Source organism: Streptomyces lomondensis (assembly GCF_014651035.1).
Taxonomy (GTDB): Bacteria; Actinomycetota; Actinomycetes; order Streptomycetales; family Streptomycetaceae; genus Streptomyces; species Streptomyces lomondensis.
Genome location: NZ_BMWC01000027.1, coordinates 1 through 20,685 on the forward strand (window position 1 = coordinate 1; position 20,685 = coordinate 20,685).

The 20,685-nt window shown below is 71.8% G+C and carries 2 protein-coding genes; both read left to right on the forward strand.

Annotated elements, in window-relative coordinates; translation table 11 throughout:
* Positions 1-6,684 (forward strand): SDR family NAD(P)-dependent oxidoreductase (locus IE255_RS38450; protein WP_229906796.1); only part of this gene is annotated, 6,684 nt, incomplete at its 5' end.
* A gap of 4 nt (positions 6,685-6,688) precedes the next feature.
* Positions 6,689-20,671 (forward strand): type I polyketide synthase, encoded by a 13,983-nt coding sequence (locus IE255_RS38455; RefSeq protein ID WP_373309682.1) that lies wholly within the window; start codon positions 6,689-6,691, stop codon positions 20,669-20,671.
* Positions 20,672-20,685 lie beyond the last annotated feature (14 nt).

Genomic DNA, 20,685 nt, shown 5'->3' on the forward strand with positions numbered 1-20,685 from the left:
GGTGCGGTGGCTTGCGGTGAGGCCGAGGTGCCGGATCCGGTGCAGGCGGCGGTGTGGGGTCTGTTGCGTTCGGCGCAGTCGGAGAACCCGGACCGGTTTGTCCTGGTCGACCTTGATGGAGATGAGGCATCGCAGGCGGTGCTGTCCGCTGTGGTGGCCTCGGGTGAGCCGCAGGTGGCGATCCGTGGCGGTGAGGCATTCGTTCCGCGGTTGGTGCGGGCGGTTGTCGCCGGCGAGCGGCCGGTGGGTGACCTGGACGGTCAGGGCACGGTTCTGGTGACGGGTGCCAGTGGTGTTCTGGGTGGTCTGGTGGCCCGGCACCTGGTGACGGAGCGGGGCGTACGCCACCTGCTGCTGGTGTCCCGGCGTGGGGAACAGGCTCCAGGTGCTGCCGAGTTGGTGGCGGAACTGGAGGGGTTGGGTGCTGGGGTGCGGGTGGTCGCGTGTGACGTGGCCGACCGTGAGGCGCTTGCGGCGGTGCTGGCGGACGTACCCGCCGAGCACCCGCTCGTAGGTGTCGTGCACACCGCCGGTGTGCTGGATGACGGTGTGCTGTCGTCCCTCACCCCGGAGCGTCTGGACCCGGTGTTGCGTCCGAAGGTGGACGCGGCCTGGTATCTGCATGAGCTGACGCGTGGTTTGGATCTGTCGCTGTTCGTGTTGTTCTCGTCGGCGGCTGGTGTGTTCGGTGGTGCGGGGCAGGCGAATTACGCGGCGGCGAACGCGTTCTTGGACGCGCTCGCGGAAGCCCGGAGGGGCGAGGGTCTGGCGGGTCAGTCGCTGGCCTGGGGCCCATGGGCCGAAGGCGGCATGCTGGAGCGGCTCGGTGACGCCGATGCGCAGCGCATGGCGCGGGACGGCCTGGTGCCGCTGGTTCCCGCGGACGGTCTCGCCCTGTTCGACGCGGCCCACGGTACGGATCGGGCCGCCCTCCTGGCTGTCAAGCTGGACGTCCCCGCCCTGCGCCGGCGCGCCGGCGCAGGCACGCTGCCCGCACTGCTGCGGAGCCTCGCGCAGGGCAACCGGCGGCGCGCGGCCCGTGCCGGTGGCAGCGGATCGACGCTTGGAGAGCGTCTCGCGGCGGTGCCCACGAGCGAACGGGCCGCCCTGGTCGACGAAATGGTCAAGTCGCAGGTCGCGACAGTGCTGGGCCACGCGTCCGGGGACGCGATCGTGGCGGGGCAGGCGTTCAAGGAACTCGGCTTCGACTCGCTCACGGCGCTCGAACTGCGGAACAGGCTCGTGTCGGCGACCGGCCTGCGCCTGCCGGCCACCTTGGTCTTCGACTACCCGAGCCCTGCGGCGCTGGCCGACTTCGTGCTGGCCGAGGCGCTGGGAGCCGTCGAGGAGGTCACCGTCGGCGCGACGGTGGCGGTCGCTGACGACGAGCCGATCGCCATCGTGGGCATGAGCTGTCGCTACCCGGGCGCGGTCGCCGGGCCGGACGACCTCTGGCGGCTGGTGGCCTCGGGAGGGGACGGGATCTCCGGTTTCCCGACCGACCGGGGATGGGACGTCTCAGGGCTGTTCGACAGCGATCCGAGTCAGGTGGGTACGTCGTACGCGACTGAGGGCGGGTTCCTGTACGACGCCCCGCAGTTCGACGCGGGTTTCTTCGGGATCTCGCCGCGTGAGGCGCTGGCGATGGACCCGCAGCAGCGGCTTCTGCTCGAAGGGTCCTGGGAGGCGATCGAGTCCGCGGGTATCGACCCGGCCTCGCTGCGCGGCACCAGCACCGGCGTCTTCGCCGGCGTGATGTACCACGACTACGCGTCCCGGCTGAGGACGGCGCCGGACGACGTCGAGGGGTACCTGGGCATCGGGAACTCCGGCAGTGTCGTCTCCGGCCGCGTCTCCTACACGCTGGGGCTTGAGGGTCCCGCGGTGACGGTGGACACGGCGTGCTCGTCGTCCCTGGTCGCCCTGCACTGGGCGATCCAGGCCCTGCGCAAGGGCGAGTGCACGATGGCGCTGGCCGGCGGCGTCACGGTGATGGCGACGCCAGGAACCTTCGTGGAGTTCTCGCGTCAGCGTGGTCTCGCCGCTGACGGACGCTGCAAGTCGTTCGCGGCCGGGGCCGACGGCACCGGCTGGGGCGAGGGCGTCGGCATGCTCCTCGTGGAGCGGCTCTCCGACGCGCGGCGCAACGGCCACCGCGTCCTCGCGGTCGTACGCGGCTCCGCGGTGAACCAGGATGGCGCGTCGAATGGTCTGACGGCGCCGAACGGTCCGTCCCAGCAGCGTGTGATTCGGGCGGCGTTGGCGAGTGCGGGTCTGTCGGCGTCGCAGGTGGACGCGGTGGAGGCGCACGGTACGGGTACGACGCTGGGTGACCCCATCGAGGCGCAGGCGCTGCTCGCGACGTACGGCCAGGAGCGCCCCGAGGGGCATCCGCTGTGGCTCGGTTCGGTGAAGTCGAACATCGGTCACACGCAGGCCGCCGCGGGTGTGGCCGGTGTCATCAAGATGGTGATGGCGATGCGGGAGGGTGTGCTGCCGCGGACCCTGCACGTGGATGAGCCGACGCCCCAGGTCGACTGGTCGGCGGGTGCTGTGGAGCTGCTGACGGAGTCGGTGGAGTGGCCGGAGACGGGGGAGCCGCGCCGTGCGGGTGTCTCGTCGTTCGGCATCAGCGGCACGAACGCCCACGTGATCGTCGAGCAGGCACCGGAGGCGGAAGCGCCGGAGCGGACCGAGGCTCCGGAGATGTTGCCGGTGGTCCCCTGGGTGGTCTCGGCGAAGACTGAAGCCGCACTGGTGGCTCAGGCGGATCGGCTGCGGTCGTTCGTCGCTGAGCGCCCTGAGCTGTCGCCGGTGGATGTCGGTTTCTCGCTGGTGACGTCGCGTGCGGTGTTGGAGCACCGGGCGGTGCTGATCGGTGAGCGGGTCGTTGAGGGTTCGGTGTTGCCCGGCAGGACGGGTGTGCTGTTCTCGGGGCAGGGCTCGCAGCGGGTCGGTATGGGGCGTGAACTGCACGCGGCTTACCCGGTGTTCGCCGAGGTCTTCGACGCGGTCTGCGCCGAGCTGGACCGGCACCTGGAGACGTCCCTGCGTGAGGTGGTTTTCGAGGGTGGTGAGCTGCTGGATCAGACGCGGTTCACGCAGGCGGGTCTGTTCGCGCTTGAGGTGGCGCTGTTCGAGCTGGTGACGTCGTGGGGTGTGAAGCCGGACTATCTGCTGGGTCACTCGATCGGTGAGCTGTCGGCTGCGTGCGTGGCTGGGGTGCTGTCGCTGGAAGACGCTGCCGCGCTGGTGGCGGCCCGGGGGCGTCTGATGCAGGCCCTTCCGGCCGGTGGGGCGATGGTGTCGTTGCAGGCGGCGGAGGACGAGGTCCTGCCGTTGCTGGTCGACGGCGTGTCGATTGCTGCCCTCAACGGCCCGCGCTCCACGGTGATTTCGGGTGATGAGGCGGCGGTCCTTGAGATTGCCGCGCACTTCGAGGGCGAGGGTCGTAAGACCAAGCGTCTGCGGGTCAGTCACGCCTTCCACTCGCCGCGTATGGACGCGATGTTCGACGACTTCCGTGCGGTCGCGCAGGGGCTGACCTTCAATGCGCCGCAGCTGTCGATCGTCTCGGACGTCACGGGTGCGGTGCTGTCGGCGGAGGAGGTCCAGGACCCGGAGTACTGGGTGCGCCACGTCCGCGAAGCTGTGCGGTTCCTGGACGGCATCCGCACCCTTGAGGCGGAAGGCGTGACGGCGTTCCTGGAGCTGGGTCCGGACGGTGTGCTCTCAGCGATGGGGCAGGACTGCGTCACCGGCGAGATCACCTTCGTACCCGCCCTCCGCAAGAACCGCGAGGAGCCGGAGAGTCTGCTCACCACTCTCGCCGAACTCCACGTACGCGGCAGGGCAGTCGACTGGACGGCGTACTACGCCGGCACTGGCGCCCGCCGCGTCGACCTGCCCACCTACGCCTTCCAGCACCAGCGCTACTGGCTGACGGATGAGCGCACGTACGACGGCGACGCAAGTGGCCTTGGGCAGAGTCCGGACGAGCACCCGCTGCTGGGTGCGGCCGTTCCGCTGGCCGGGGGCGCGGGTGTGGTGTTCACCGGCCTGCTGTCGCCCGCCCGGTACCCCTGGCTTGCCGATCACGTTGTCAAGGGCACGATCTTGGTGCCCGGTACGGCACTTGTCGATCTGGCGCTGCACGCCGGCGAGTACGTCGAGTGCGGATCGCTGGACGAGCTGACGCTGGAAGCGCCGCTGGTGCTCTCGGAGCGGGTCGACACTCAGGTGCAACTCGTGGTGGGCGCTCCCGATGACGAGAGCGGACGCCGGGCGCTCACTGTGTACTCGCGTCCCGCCGACGACACGCGTTCCGAATGGACGCGGCACGCGGAGGGCGTGCTGTCCGAGGGCAGCGGGACCGTAGATGCCGGTGAGGGGCTTGAGGTGTGGCCCCCGCGTGATGTCGTCGAGTTGCACACGGCCGATGTGTATGAGCGCCTGGCGGCTCAAGGGCTCGACTACGGGCCCGTGTTCCAGGGGCTGAAGTCCGTCTGGAAGCGCGACGACGAGGTGTTCGCGGAGGTGGCCCTCCCCGACGGTCTTGAGGCCGGGGGCTTTGGACTGCACCCGGCGCTCTTCGATGCCGCCTTGCACACGATGGCTGTCTCGGATGCGGGATTCCAGGCGGTCGAGGGTGGTTCGCCTGGTCTGCCGTTCGCGTGGTCGGGGGTGTCGCTGTCGGCGGTGGGTGCGCGGATGTTGCGGGTGCGGATCGTGCGCTCGGGTTCGGGTGTGTCGCTGCTGTTGGCCGATGGCACGGGTGCGCATGTGGCGTCGGTGGAGTCGTTGGCTTTGCGTCCGGTGACTGCTGAGCAGCTGCAGGGTGCGGGTAGCGGCGGTGTCGCTCGGGATGCGTTGTTCCGGGTGGCGTGGTCGGCCGTGGCCGTGCCTGCGGACGGGGACTCGGGCGAGTCTGAGGTCCGGGTCGAGGACCTGAGCGCGGGCATCGCAGAGGGTGCTGTCGCGGGGACGCATCAAGTGACAGCTCGCGCCTTGGAGTTGGTGCAGGGCTGGCTGGCGGATGAGTCGGCTGGTCAGGCGCGGTTGGTGGTCGTGACGCGGGGTGCGGTGGCCTGCAACGGCGCCGAGGTGCCGGATCCGGTGCAGGCGGCGGTGTGGGGTTTGCTGCGTTCGGCGCAGTCGGAGAACCCGGACCGTTTCGTCCTTGTCGACCTTGATGGAGATGAGGCGTCGCAAGCGGTACTGTCCGCCGTCGTGGCCTCGGGCGAGCCGCAGGTGGCGGTGCGGCACGGCGAGGCACTCGTACCGCATCTGACCCGGGCGGCCCTGTCGGCGGAGCGGCCGTCGGCGGGTGACCTGGATGGTCAGGGCACGGTCTTGGTGACGGGTGCCAGTGGTGCGCTGGGTGGTCTGGTGGCCCGGCACCTGGTGACGGAGCGGGGCGTACGCCACCTGCTGCTGGTGTCCCGGCGTGGTGAGCAGGCCCCTGGCACTGCCGAGTTGGTGGCGGAACTGGAGGTGCTGGGTGCCTCGGCGCGGGTGGCCGCGTGTGACGTGGCCGACCGTGAGGCGCTTGCGGCGGTCCTGGCGGACGTACCCGCCGAGCACCCGCTCGTAGGTGTCGTGCACACCGCCGGTGTGCTGGATGACGGCGTGCTGTCGTCCCTCACCCCGGAGCGTCTGGACGCGGTGTTGCGTCCGAAGGTGGACGCGGCCTGGTATCTGCACGAGCTGACGCGTGGTTTGGATCTGTCGCTGTTCGTGTTGTTCTCGTCGGCGGCTGGTGTGTTCGGTGGTGCGGGGCAGGCGAACTACGCGGCGGCGAACGCGTTCTTGGACGCGCTCGCGGAAGCCCGGAGGGGCGAGGGTCTGGCGGGTCAGTCGCTGGCCTGGGGCCCATGGGCCGAAGGCGGCATGCTGGAGCGGCTCGGCGACGCCGATGCGCAGCGCATGGCCCGGTCCGGCGTTCCGCCGCTCCCGGCCGAGCAGGGCATCCAACTCTTCGACGCCGCCGGTGCGTTGCCGGACGCCGTGCTCGTCCCCGTCCGGCTGGACCTGGCCGCGCTGCGCCGGCAGTCGGCGGGCAAGCCGCTGCCGGTCATGTTCCGCTCGCTGGTCCGCAGGGCAGCCCCGCGTGCGACCGACGGGCCCCCCGCTTCCGGCGGCGGATCGTTCGCCGACCGGCTGCGTCCCTTGCACGACGCCGAACGCGAGCGGCTCGCCCTCCAGTTGGTGTGCGACCGCGTGGCGGAGGTGCTGGGGCACGCCCGCGGCGCGGACGTCAAACCCCATGACGCCTTCACGGAGATGGGCTTCGACTCGCTCACCGCCGTCGAACTGCGCAACCGTCTCAACGCCGAGACCGGCCTGCGGCTGCCCGCGACGCTGGTCTTCGACTACCCCACGCCGATGGTGCTCGCCGAGCACATCCTGGGCGAGGCCGCTCCGGCGAAGGCCGCGAACCGCTCCGTGCTCGCCGAACTCGACCAGCTGGAAGCCGCGTTCGCCGCCATGGACACGGCCGGCGAGGAGCCGGTGGCCGAGGTCACCGTCCGGCTGAACGCGCTCGTGGCCAAGTGGAACGAGTCGCGCGGGCAGAACGAGGCGCATGGGCAGGCGACGGTGACGGCGGACGACGTGGGCACCACCCTCGACACAGCCTCAGACGACGAGCTGTTCGACTTCATCGACAACAGGTTCGGCAGGTGACTCGCTGATGGCGAACGAGGGCAAGCTCCGCGACTACCTCCGGCGGGTGACCGCCGAGCTCCACGAGACGAGCGAGCGACTGCGTGCCGTGGAGGAGAAGGACCGCGAGCCGATCGCGATCGTGGCGATGAGCTGCCGCTACCCCGGTGACGTCGGCTCCCCCGAGGAGCTGTGGGAGCTGGCCGCGGCGGGCCGGGACGGGATCACGGAGTTCCCCGCGGACCGTGGCTGGGACGTGGACTCGCTCTACGACCCGGAGATGCGGCGTCCCAACACGTCGTACACACGAGAAGGCGGGTTCCTGCACGGCGCGGGCGACTTCGACGCCGAGCTGTTCAAGATCTCGCCGCGTGAGGCACTGGCGATGGACCCGCAGCAGCGGCTGCTCCTCGAAGCGACCTGGGAGGCCGTCGAGCGGGGCGGGATCGACCCGCTGTCACTGCGCGGCAGCCGTACCGGCGTGTTCGCCGGGGTGATGTACCACAACCACGCGGCGAGCCTCGGGGCGGTGCCCGAGGGCGTGGACGGCTTCCTGGGCACCGGCACCGCGAGCAGTGTGGTGACCGGCCGGGTGGCGTACACGCTCGGCCTCGAAGGTCCCGCGGTGACGGTGGACACGGCGTGCTCGTCGTCGCTGGTCGCCCTGCACCTGGCGATGCAGTCGCTGCGGTCGGGCGAATGCGCCTTGGCGCTCGCGGGCGGGGTCACGGTGATGACGACCCCGGCGACGTTCATCGACTTCAGCAAGCAGCGGGGACTCGCCGCGAACGGCCGCTGCAAGGCGTTCGCGGACACGGCGGACGGCACCGGCTGGGGCGAGGGCGTCGGCATGCTGCTCCTGGAGCGCCTGTCGGACGCCCGCCGCAACGGCCACCGAGTGCTCGCGGTGGTCCGCGGATCGGCCGCGAACCAGGATGGCGCGAGCAACGGTCTGACCGCCCCCAACGGTCCCTCGCAGCAGCGCGTCATCCGCCAGGCACTGGCGAACGCCGGTCTTTCGGCGGCGGACGTCGACGCGGTGGAGGCGCACGGCACGGGTACGACACTGGGCGACCCCATCGAGGCGCAGGCGCTCATCGCGACGTACGGCCAGGAGCGGAGCGGAGAACGCCCGCTGTGGCTTGGCTCGTTGAAGTCGAACATCGGTCACACGCAGGCCGCCGCCGGCGTGGCGGGCGTCATCAAGATGGTCATGGCGATGCGGGAGGGTGTGCTGCCGCGCACCCTGCACGTCGACGAGCCGTCCTCGCACGTCGACTGGTCGGCCGGCGCCGTCGAGCTCCTCACGGAGTCGGTGGCGTGGCCGGAGACGGGGGAGCCGCGCCGCGCGGGCGTCTCGTCGTTCGGCATCAGCGGAACCAACGCCCACGTGATCCTCGAGCAGGCGCCCCCGGAAAGCGCCAAGGAGAGATCCTCGCAGAGTGCCGCCGAGGAGCGCGCGGCGAACGGGGGCGGGTCCGCCCACGCGGCAGGCGGCCCACTGGCGCCGGTGACGAGCGACGTCCTGCCGTGGGTGCTGTCCGGCAAGTCGCCGGAGGCCGTCGCAGGCCAGGCCGCGCGGATGCTGGCCTACCTGGAGGACCGTCCGGAGGCCCAACAGGCGGCATCCGACGACGTGGTCGACGCGGCCGACGTGGCCTGGTCTTTGTCGACGACGCGGGCCCAGCTGGAGCACCGCGTGGCCGTGATCGCCGAGCGGCAGGCGGACTTCCGGGCCGGCCTGGCGGCGCTGGCGCACGGCGGATCGGCTCCCGGCGTGGTGCGCGGCGTGGCGGGCCGTGCGACGCGGCCGGTGTTCGTGTTCCCCGGCCAGGGCGCGCAGTGGACGGGCATGGCCGCCGGACTCCTGGAGTCCTCGCCGGTGTTCGCGGCGCGGCTGACGGAGTGCGGAGCGGCCCTGGCTCCGCATGTGGACTGGTCGTTGCTGGACGTGGTGCGGGGAGCGCAGGGCGCGCCGTCGTCGGACCGCGTGGACGTCATGCAGCCGGTGCTGTGGGCGATCATGGTGTCGCTGGCCGAGGTGTGGCGGTCGGTGGGCGTGGTGCCGGGCGCCGTGCTGGGCCATTCGCAGGGCGAGATCGCGGCCGCCGTGGTGGCGGGCGGCCTGTCGCTGGAGGACGGGGCGCGGCTGGTGGCGCTGCGGCGCCGGGTGACGCTGCCGCTGTCGGGCCGCGGCGGGATGACGTCGGTGGCACGGGACGCGGACTGGGTCGGCGAACGCGTGGCCCGGTACGGGGCGCGGCTGTCCTTGGCCGCGGTGAACGGGCCGGGCTCGGCAGTGGTCTCCGGCGACCTGGACGCCCTGGAGGAGTGGGAGGGCGAGTGCTCGGCGGCCGGTGTGCGCACGCGGCGCATCCCCATGGACTACGCCTCCCACTCGGCGCAGATCGACGGCGTGCGGGAGGAGTTGGCGCAGGCGCTGACGGGGCTCGCTCCCCGGTCCGCGGCGGTGCCGCTCTACTCCACGCTGACGGGCGGGCCGCTGGACACAGTTGAGCTCGGCGCGGACTACTGGTTCAGGAACCTGCGGTCGAGAGTCGAGTTCGAGGCAGCGACCCGGGCCGCGCTCGCGGCGGGGCACCGGGTGTTCGTCGAGGTGAGTCCGCATGCCGTCCTCGGCTTCGGACTGCAGGAGACGTTCGACTCGCTGGGCAGCGACGCCGTGGCGCTGGGTACGTTGCGCCGGGGCGAGGACGAGACCCGCAGGCTGCTCCTCTCCCTCGCCGAGGCGTGGGCGCACGGTGTGGAGGTCGACTGGCGCGCCGTGCTCACGGGGACCGGGCCGCACCGCGTCGTGGACCTGCCCACGTACGCCTTCCAGCACCGCCGCTACTGGCTCGACGCGATGAGCAGGCCGCACAGCACCGACCCCGCCGGAACCGCCGGCGGTTCCGGCGGGGGAGCGGCGGCAGGTGCCGCCCCCGAGGACGGCACGTTCTGGGCAGCGGTCGAGAACGAGGACCTGGAGGCGCTCTCCCGGACGCTCGCGGTGGACACGGAGCAGTCCTTCGCCGCCGCGCTTCCCGCCCTCGCCGCGTGGCGGCAGCAGCGCACGGCCCTCGCCACGGTCGACGCCTGGCGCTACCGCGTGACGTGGCAGCGGATCCCCGAGTCCGCCGGGACAGGGTCCCTCTCCGGGACCTGTCTCGTGATCGCTCCGGAGCCCGACGCGGAGCACGTCGCCGAGTACGCCTCGGAGATCGAGCAGTACGTACAGCAGTGCGTCAGCGCGCTCGCCCCCGCCGACGTCCGGGTCGTGCGGGTCGGGACCGGACACGACAGCGAGGCGCTCGCCGCACGCATACGCACCGCGCTCGCGGACGCCGACGCCCACGGCAGCAGCGAACCGGCACCGGTGACCGGCATCCTTTCGCTGCTCGCCCTGGATACCAGCGCCCACCCCGGCGCGGACGCGGTGCCCGCCGGCTTCGCGAGCACCCTCACCCTCGTGAAGGCCCTCGGCCAGACCGAGGACAAGGCCCTTCGGAAGTCGCTCCACAAGGCCCCGCTGTGGATCGCGACCCGCGGAGCCGCCTCGGTGGGGCGGACCGACCGGGTGACCGATCCCACGCAGGCCCTGCTCTGGGGACTCGGCGGCGCCATCAGAGCCGAACACACCCAGCTCTGGGGCGGCTTGGTCGACCTCCCGGCCGAGCTGGACCGGCGGTCGGCGCACCGCCTGCGCCGGGTGCTCGCCGCAGCCGACGGCGAGGACCAGCTGGCCGTCCGCGCCACCGGCCTGCACGCCCGCCGGCTGGCGCACGCCCCGCACCGCCCCGGACTCGCCCCCGACCGGCCGGGGCCGGACGCGGCGGACCCCACGGCCACGGCGTGGACACCGCCCCGCGGCACCGTGCTGATCACCGGCGGGACCGGCGCACTCGGCGCCCATGTCGCCCGCTGGCTCGCCGACCAGGGCTGCGAGCACCTGCTGCTCGTCAGCAGGCGGGGCCAGGACGCCCCCGGCGCACAGGCCCTCGCGACGGAACTGGCTGCCAAGGGCAGCAAGGTCACTCTGGCCGCCTGCGACGCGGGCGACCGGAACGCGCTGGCCGCACTGCTCACGTCGATCCCGGCCGAGCTGCCCCTGACGGCGGTCTTCCACAGCGCGGCGCTCCTGGACGACGGACTGCTCGACACGCTGACCACCGGCCAACTCGACCGTGCCCTGCGGGCGAAGGTACGGGCCGCGACGAACCTGCACGAACTCACCCGTGATCTCGGCACGGACCTCTCCGCCTTCGTCCTCTTCTCGTCCGTCGCCGGTGTACTCGGCGGCGCGGGCCAGGGGAACTACGCACCGGCCAACGCGTTCCTCGACGCCCTGGCCCAGCACCGCAGGGCCCACGGCCTCACGGCCACCTCGCTCCAGTGGGGCCACTGGCGGGGCAGCGGCCTCGGCGAGGGGCAGGAGGAGCGCTTCGCCCGCACCGGGGTCGGCGCGATGGACCCCGAACTCGCCCTCGTGGCACTGCGGCAGGCGCTCCAGGACGACGAGACCACCCTCACCGTCGCGGACGTCCGCTGGGAACGAGCGGCCGAACAAGGCACGACCCGACGGCCCGACCCGCTCCTGCGCGACCTTCTGCCCGAACTCCGAGACACCGACCAGGACATCGCCACCGGCCGTCCGGAGGCGGAGACCGGCCGCAGCTCGGCGGCGCTCTCCTCCCGGTTGCGCGGCATGTCCGACCAGGACGGCCTGCGCCTCGTCCTCGACGTGATCCGCGGCGAGGCCGCCGCGCTCCTCGGCCACGCGACCCCGGAAGCGGTGCCACCGGGCAGGGCGTTTCTGGACCTGGGGTTCAGCTCCCTGAGCGCGGTGGAACTACGCAACCGACTCGACGCGGTGTCCGAGCTGAGCCTGCCGACGACTCTCGTGTACGACCATCCCTCCCCGGAGGCGCTGGCACGTCACCTCTGGTCGGAACTGACGGAGAACGGCGGCAACAGGCCGTCTCCGTACGGTTCGGAAGCTACCGGCGCCCCGGGTGACGTGGGCGGTACGGACGGTGACCCGATCGTCGTCGTCGGCATGAGCTGCCGGTTCCCCGGCGGCGTGGGCTCGGCGGAAGAGCTGTGGGAGCTGCTGGCCACCGGAGCGGACGGAGTCTCCGGGCTCCCCGAGAACCGCGGCTGGGACCTGGCATCCCTCTACGACCCGAACCCCGAAGGCGTGGGCACGTCGTACACGCGCCAGGGCGGATTCCTCCACGACGCCCCGGACTTCGACGCGGAATTCTTCGGGATCTCGCCGCGCGAAGCCCTGGCCATGGACCCCCAGCAGCGGCTGTTCCTCGAAGCGACCTGGGAGGCCGTCGAACGGGCGGGCATCGACCCGACGTCCCTGCGCGGCAGCCGTACCGGGGTCTTCGCCGGCACCAACGGCCAGGACTACGCGCACCTGATGGACACCGCGACCGAGTCCACCGCCGGCTACGGCGCCACGGGCAGCTCGGCCAGCGTCCTGTCCGGCCGCGTCTCCTACACGCTGGGCCTTGAAGGTCCCGCGGTCACGGTGGACACGGCGTGCTCGTCGTCCCTGGTCGCCCTGCACTGGGCGATCCAGGCCCTGCGCTCGGGCGAGTGCACGATGGCGCTGGCCGGCGGCGTGACGGTGATGTCCACCCCCGGCGCGTTCATCGAGTTCTCCCGCCAAGGCGGCCTGGCCCCCGACGGCCGCTGCAAGGCGTTCGCCGGGTCGGCGGACGGCACGGCCTGGGGCGAGGGCGTGGGCGTCCTCCTGGTGGAGCGCCTGTCCGACGCGCGGCGCCTGGGCCACGAGGTGCTTGCCGTGGTGCGGGGCTCCGCGGTGAACCAGGATGGCGCGTCGAATGGTCTGACGGCTCCGAACGGTCCGTCCCAGCAGCGGGTGATTCGGGCGGCGTTGGCGAGTGCGGGTCTGTCGGCGTCGCAGGTGGATGCGGTGGAGGCGCACGGTACGGGTACGACGCTGGGTGACCCGATCGAGGCGCAGGCGCTGCTCGCGACGTACGGCCAGGAGCGCCCCGAGGGGCGTCCGCTGTGGCTCGGTTCGGTGAAGTCGAACATCGGTCACACGCAGGCCGCCGCGGGTGTGGCGGGTGTCATCAAGATGGTCATGGCGATGCGGGAGGGTGTGCTGCCGCGGACCCTGCACGTGGACGCGCCGACGCCCCAGGTCGACTGGTCGGCGGGTGCTGTGGAGCTGCTGACGGAGTCGGTGGAGTGGCCGGAGACGGGGGAGCCGCGCCGTGCGGGTGTCTCGTCGTTCGGTATCAGCGGCACGAATGCGCATGTGATCGTGGAGCAGGCGCCGGTTGCGGAGGAGCCGGAGGCGGTTGTGGCTCCGGTGGCGCTTCCGGTGGTGCCGTGGGTGGTGTCGGCGAAGTCGGAGGCGGGGCTGGCGGGGCAGGTGGAGCGGCTGCGGTCGTTCGTCCCTGAGCGCCCTGAGCTGTCGCCCGTGGATGTGGGCTTCTCGCTGGTGACGTCACGTGCGGTGTTGGAGCACCGGGCCGTGCTGATCGGTGATCGGACTGTGCGGGGCGTGGCCGCCGAGGGCAGGACCGGTGTGCTGTTCTCGGGCCAGGGGTCGCAACGGCCGGGTATGGGACGGAGGTTGTACGAGGCGTACCCGGTCTTTGCGGACGCGTTCGACGCGGTGTGTGCGGAGCTGGACCGGCACCTGGAGACGCCTCTGCGTGAGGTGGTGTTCGGTGAGGGTGAGCTGCTGGATCAGACGCAGTTCACGCAGGCGGGTCTGTTCGCGCTGGAGGTTTCGCTCTTCCGTCTGGTCGAGGCGTGGGGTGCGAAGCCGGACTTCCTGCTCGGGCACTCGATTGGTGAGTTGTCGGCTGCGTATGTGGCTGGGGTGCTGTCCCTCGAAGACGGTGCCGCGCTGGTGGCGGCCCGGGGCCGTCTGATGCAGGCGCTCCCGATGGGTGGCGCAATGGTGTCGCTCCAGGCTGCGGAGCATGAAGTCCTGCCGCTCCTGGTCGACGGTGTTTCGATTGCTGCCCTCAACGGCCCGCGCTCCACGGTGGTTTCGGGCGACGAGGCAGAGGTCCTGCGGATCGCTGCGCACTTCGAGGGCGAGGGTCGTAAGACCAAGCGGCTGCGGGTGAGCCATGCCTTCCACTCGCCGCGTATGGACGCGATGCTCGACGACTTCCGGGCGGTCGCGCGGGGGCTGACCTTCAATGCGCCGCAGCTGTCGATCATTTCGGACGTGACGGGCGAGGTGCTGTCGGCGGAGGAGGTTAAGGACCCGGAGTACTGGGTGCGTCACGTCCGTGAGGCTGTGCGGTTCCTGGACGGCATCCGCACCCTTGAGGCGGAAGGCGTGACGGCGTTCCTGGAGCTTGGCCCGGACGGTGTGCTCTCCGCGATGGCGCAGGACTGCGTCACCTCTGACTCCGGCGAGATCACCTTCGTACCCGCCCTCCGCAAGAACCGCGAGGAGCCGGAGAGCCTGCTCACCGCCCTCGCCGAACTCCACGTACACGGCAAGGCGGTCGACTGGACGGCGTACTTCGCCGGCACGGGTGCCCGCCGCGTGGATCTCCCCACCTACGCCTTCCAGCGTGAGCGCTACTGGCCGGAGAGCGTGGCGCTGTCGATGTCGTCGTCGGCTGACGCGTGGCGGTATCGGACGGCGTGGGAGCCGGTGCCGGGCCTGGGCGGCGAGAGGCTGTCCGGGCGGTGGCTGGTGGTGTCGCCGTCGGCGTGTGCGGATCACCCGGTGGTTGCGGGGATGCGTGCGCGTGGTGCGGAGGTCGTGGAGTGGCTCGTCGAGGGCGGTGAGGTGAGTCGTGAGGCGCTGGCCGCGCGGCTCGCGGAGGAGTTCGCCGAGTTCGCCGGTGTGGTGTCGTTGCTGGCCCTGGGCCGGGAGGGTGGGGCGCTGGGCACGCTGGCTCTGGTGCAGGCGCTGGGTGATGCGGAGTTGTCCGTGCCGTTGTGGTGCGTGACGCGGGGTGCGGTGTCGGTGGGCCGTTCCGATGGTGCGGTGGATGCGGTGCAGGCGCAGGTGTGGGGTCTGGGTCGGGTCGCTGCTCTGGAACACCCGGATCGCTGGGGTGGGTTGCTCGATCTGCCCGAGGTGGTGGATGAGGGGGCGCTGCGGCTGCTGTGCGGTGTTCTCTCTGATGCGGGCGACGAGGATCAGCTCGCCGTACGTGCCTCGGGTGTGTATGGGCGGCGTCTGGAGCGTGCACCCGGCGACAGTCGTACGGGGTCGGGTGGCTGGTCGCCGCGGGGCACGGTTCTGGTGACGGGCGGGACGGGTGCGCTGGGTGCGCATGTGGCTCGTTGGGCAGCCGGTCATGGTGCGGAGCGGTTGGTGTTGACGAGCCGTCGTGGTCTGCAGGCTCCGGGTGCGGTCGAGTTGGTGGCCGAGCTGGAGGCGTTGGGTGCGGCGGTGGAGGTGGCCGCGTGTGACGTGAGCGACCGGGAAGCGCTGGCCGGGCTGGTGGAAGGACTCCGTCAGGCCGGTACGCCGGTCCGCTCCGTCGTCCACACCGCCGGCGTCAACAAGCTCGTCGCTCTCGCCGAGACAGGGCCGGACGACTACGCCGAGGTGCTGCGGGCGAAGGTGGAAGGCGCCACGCACCTCGACGCTCTGTTCGGCGCCCCGGACAGTGACGGGTATCTGGGCGACGGCGAGGGTCTGGACGCCTTGGTGCTGTTCTCGTCCATCGCCGGGGTGTGGGGCAGCGGCGGTCAGGCCGCCTATGCCGCGGCCAACGCCCACCTCGACGCCCTCGCCGAGGATCGTCGGGCTCGTGGCCTGACCGCGACCTCCGTGAGCTGGGGGCCGTGGGCCGAGGGCGGCATGGCCGAGGGCGAGGCCGCGGCGCACCTGAACCGCCGTGGCCTGGCCGCGATGTCTCCGGTCAAGGCGATGGACGGCCTGCGGCGGGCGCTCGCCGAGGGCGACACGCACGTCACCGTGGCCGACGTCGACTGGGCACGGTTCGTGGCGACGTACACCGCGCTGCGGCCGAGCGCTCTCTTCGGCGGGATGGCCGACGACCGCGACGCGGCCGGCGGTACCGGCACCGACACGGACGCCGCCATCGACGTCGAGCAGTCCGAGCTGCGGACGAGACTCCTCGGCTTGTCGGGCGCCGAGCAGGACACGGTCCTGCTCGACCTCGTCCGGCGGCAGGTCGCGGCCGTCCTGGGGCACGCGAACACGGCCAAGGTGTCCGCGGACCGGGCTTTCAAGGAGCTGGGGTTCGACTCCCTGACCGCCGTGGAGCTGAGGAACGGCCTGCGCAAGGAGACCGGCCTCGAACTCGCCGCCACCCTGGTCTTCGACTGCCCGAACCCCAAGGTCCTTGCAGGTCACCTCCGTTCGAGGCTCGTCGGGGACGGCGCGGCGACCGCAGGGGAGATGCTCCCCGCGGTCAAGGCGACCGATCCGGACGACCCGATCGCGATTGTCGGCATGAGCTGCCGCCTGCCCGGCGGCGTCCGGTCCCAGGAGGACCTCTGGTCGCTTCTGGCGGCCGGGAACGACGGGATCACCGGGTTCCCGGTCGACCGCGGCTGGGTGACGGACCCGGCGGCCACGTTCGTTCGCTCGGGCGGGTTCCTGCATGACGCGGGAGAGTTCGACGCCGACTTCTTCGGAATCTCGCCGCGCGAGGCGCTGGCGATGGACCCGCAGCAGCGACTGCTCCTCGAAACCGCCTGGCAGGCGTTCGAGCGCGCGGGCATCGACCCGACCTCGGTACGCGGGAGCCGGGTCGCGGTCTTCGCGGGAGCGGCGAGCCAGGGCTACGCGTCCGGGCCGAACTCCGGTGAAGAGGAGGGCCTCGGCGGCCACTTGCTGACCGGCAACGCGACGAGTGTGCTCTCCGGCCGGATCTCCTACGCCTTCGGCCTGGAAGGCCCGGCGATGACGGTGGACACGGCCTGCTCGTCGTCCCTGGTCGCCCTGCACCTCGCGGCACAGGCCCTGCGCGCGGGGGAGTGCTCCATGGCGCTGGTCGGCGGCGTGACGGTGATGGCCACCCCCGTGACGTTCGCGGAGTTCTCCCGCCAGGGCGGCCTGGCCGGGGACGGCCGCTGCAAGTCCTTCGCGGATACGGCGGACGGCACGGGCTGGTCCGAGGGCGTCGGCATGCTACTGGTGGAGCGCCTGTCGGACGCCCGCAGGAATGGTCACGAGGTCCTGGCGGTGGTTCGGGGGAGCGCGGTCAACCAGGACGGCGCGAGCAACGGCCTGACGGCGCCGAACGGCCCGTCCCAGCAGCGCGTCATCCGCCAGGCCCTCGCGAACGCGGGCTTGACGGCGGCGGACATCGACGCCGTGGAGGCGCACGGCACCGGCACCGCACTGGGCGACCCCATCGAGGCACAGGCGCTGCTGGCGACCTACGGCCAGGAGCGGAGCGGCGAACGCCCGCTGTGGCTGGGCTCGTTGAAGTCGAACATCGGTCACACGCAGGCCGCCGCCGGCGTCGCCGGGATCATCAAGATGGTCATGGCGATGCGCGAGGGCGTGCTGCCGCGCACCCTGCACGTCGACGAGCCGTCCTCCCACGTGGACTGGTCGGCCGGCGCCGTCGAGCTCCTCACGGAGCCGGTGGTGTGGCCGGTGACGGGCGAGCCGCGCCGCGCGGCGGTGTCGTCCTTCGGCGTCAGCGGCACGAACGCGCACGTGATCGTGGAACAGGCGCCGGAGACGGAAGCGCCGGAGCCGACCGAGGCTCCGGTGACGTTGCCGGTGGTGCCGTGGGCGGTGTCGGCGAAGTCGGAGGCCGGGCTGTCGGGGCAGGTGGAGCGGCTGCGGTCGTTCGTCGCCGAGCGCCCTGAGTTGTCGCCGGTGGATGTGGGTTTCTCGCTGGTGACGTCGCGTGCGGTGCTGGAGCACCGGGCGGTGCTGATCGGTGAGCGGACCGTGCGGGGCGTGGCCGCCGAGGGCAGGACCGGTGTGCTGTTCTCGGGCCAGGGCTCGCAGCGGGTCGGTATGGGGCGTGAACTCCACGCGGCCTTCCCGGTGTACGCGGAGGCGTTCGACGCGGTGTGCGCGGAGCTGGACCGGCATCTCGACCAGCCGCTGCGTGATGTGGTCTTCGAGGGCGGGGCCCTGCTGGACCAGACGCAGTTCACGCAGGCGGGTCTGTTCGCGCTTGAGGTGGCGCTGTTCGAGCTGGTGACGTCGTGGGGTGTGAAGCCGGACTATCTGCTGGGTCACTCGATCGGTGAGCTGTCGGCTGCGTGCGTGGCTGGGGTGCTGTCGCTGGAGGACGCTGCCGCGCTGGTGGCGGCGCGGGGGCGTTTGATGCAGGCGCTTCCGGCCGGTGGGGCGATGGTGTCGTTGCAGGCGGCGGAGGACGAGGTGCTGCCGCTGCTGGTCCAAGGGGTGTCCATCGCCGCGCTCAACGGCCCGCGTTCCACGGTGATTTCGGGCGACGAGGCAGAGGTTCTGCGGATCGCTGCGCACTTCGAGGGTGAGGGTCGTAAGACCAAGCGGCTGCGGGTGAGTCATGCGTTCCACTCGCCGCGTATGGACGCGATGCTCGACGACTTCCGGGCGGTTGCGCAGGGGTTGGCCTTCAACGCCCCGCAGCTCTCGATCGTCTCGGACGTGACGGGCGAGGTCCTGTCGGCCGAGGAGGCGCAGGACCCGGAGTACTGGGTCCGCCACGTCCGCGAAGCGGTCCGTTTCCTGGACGGCATCCGCACCCTTGAGGCCGCGGGTGTGACGGCGTTCCTGGAGCTGGGCCCGGACGGCGTGCTCTCCGCGATGGCGCAGGACTGCGTCACCGGCGAGAGCACCTTCGTACCCGCCCTCCGCAAGAACCGCGACGAGCCCGACGCACTCCTCACCGCCCTCGCCGAACTCCACGTACGCGGCAGGGCAGTCGACTGGACGGCGTACTACGCCGGCACCGGCGCCCGCCGAGTCGACCTGCCCACCTACGCCTTCCAGCGCGAGCGCTTCTGGCTCAAGGAGCCGGCCGCGGTCCGTGCGGCGGGCGGTGTGGACTCCTGGCGCTACCAGGTGACGTGGAAGCCGACCGGGCACGGCGCGGTCGAGGCCGTGCCGGGGCAGTGGGTCGTGGTGTGCCGGGACGCCGATGTCGATCACCCGTTGATCGCCGCTCTGCTGACGCGCGGTGCCGAGGTGGTGGTCGTGCCGGTGGGCGCAGACGACGTGGTCGACCGCGGGGCCTTGGGCGCGAGGGTGGCCGGGCTCTCCGGCGAGTTCGGCGTGGTGTCGCTACTGGGGCCGGGGGAGACCGAGCCGGGCCTTGCGGTGCTGGGGCTGGTGCAGGCGTTGGGCGACATGGGGGTGTCGGGGCCGTTGTGGTGCGTGACGCAGGGCGCTGTGGCGGTGGGTCCGGAGGGCGGTCCGGCGGATCCGGTGCAGGCGCAGGTGTGGGGTCTGGGGCGGGTTGCCGCTCTGGAGCACCCGGATCGGTGGGGTGGGTTGATCGATCTGCCCGAGGTGGTGGATGAGAGGGCGCTGGGGCTGCTGTGCGGCGTTCTTTCTGATGCGGGCGACGAGGATCAGCTCGCCGTACGTGCCTCGGGTGTGTATGGGCGGCGTCTGGAGCGGGCGTCGGGCAGCAGTGGTGCGGGGTCGGGTGGTTGGTTGCCGCGGGGCACGGTTCTGGTGACGGGTGGGACGGGTGCGCTGGGTGCGCATGTGGCTCGTTGGGCGGCCGGTCATGGTGCGGAGCGGTTGGTGTTGACGAGCCGTCGTGGTCTGGAAGCTTCGGGTGCGGTCGAGTTGGTGGCCGAGCTGGAGGCGTTGGGTGCGGCGGTGGAGGTGGCCGCGTGTGACGTGAGCGACCGGGAAGCGCTGGCCGGGCTGGTGGAAGGACTCCGCCAGGAAGGTACGCCGGTCCGCTCCGTCGTGCACGCCGCCGGCCTGGGACAGGTGACGCCGCTGTCCGACATGAGCGCCGAGGAGTTCACCGAGGTGCTGCGGGCGAAGGTGGAAGGCGCCATGCACCTCGACGCTCTGTTCGGCGACCCGGACAGTGGCGGGTATCTGGGCGACGGCGAGGGTCTGGACGCCTTCGTGCTGTTCTCGTCCATCGCCGGCGTGTGGGGCAGCGGCGGTCAGGCCGCCTACGCCGCGGCCAACGCCCACCTCGACGCCCTCGCGCAGAACCGGCGGGCTCGTGGTCTGACCGCGACCTCCGTGAGCTGGGGGCCGTGGGCCGAGGGCGGCATGGCCGAGGGGACCAGCGGGGAACTGAGCCGGCGAGGTCTTGCCGTGATGGCACCGGAGTCGGCCGTCGGCGCGCTCCACCAGGCGCTGTCGGGCGACGCGACGCTCCTCACGGTCGCGGATGTGGACTGGCAGCGGTTCGCCCCCGCCTTCACGGTACGGCGGCCCAGCCCGCTCCTCGGCGAACTGACTGACGTGCAAAGGGCTCTGGAGCAGGATCACGACGGCGTGGACGGCAGCGGCCGTGGCGGTGATGCGGCGGCCCAGTTGCGTGCACGGCTCGCGTCGGCCAACGAGTCGCAGCAGAACCGCATCCTCCTGGAGCTGGTGCGTACGGAGGCGGCGGACGTGCTGGGGCACGCCACGGCGGACGCGGTCCGGCCCCGGCGCGGCTTCGTCGAGCTGGGCTTCGACTCGCTCATGGCGGTCGAGGTGCGCAACCGGCTGGCCCGGCACACCGGGCTGCGGCTGTCCACCACCCTGCTTTTCGACTTCCCTTCCCCTGCCGCGCTGGCGCACCATCTGCGGGCCGAGCTCGCGCAGGAACTCTCGGCGGAGGCCTCGACTTCGGTCGCCGCCGTACTCAGCGAGCTGGAGCGGATGCTCTCCGGCCTGTCCACGGATGACGTCGACGGCGTGGACATCACAGAGCGGCTGCAGGGCCTGCTGACGACGTGGAGCGGAGCACAGGTCCGCCTGGCGTCGCCGCCGCCCGAAGCGGGCGAGCCCGCGGCCGCGGCGATGGACTCCGACCTCGAGTCGGCGACATCGGACGAGATGTTCGACCTCATCCAACGCGAGTTCGGCAAGTTCTGACCAGAACCCGTGAA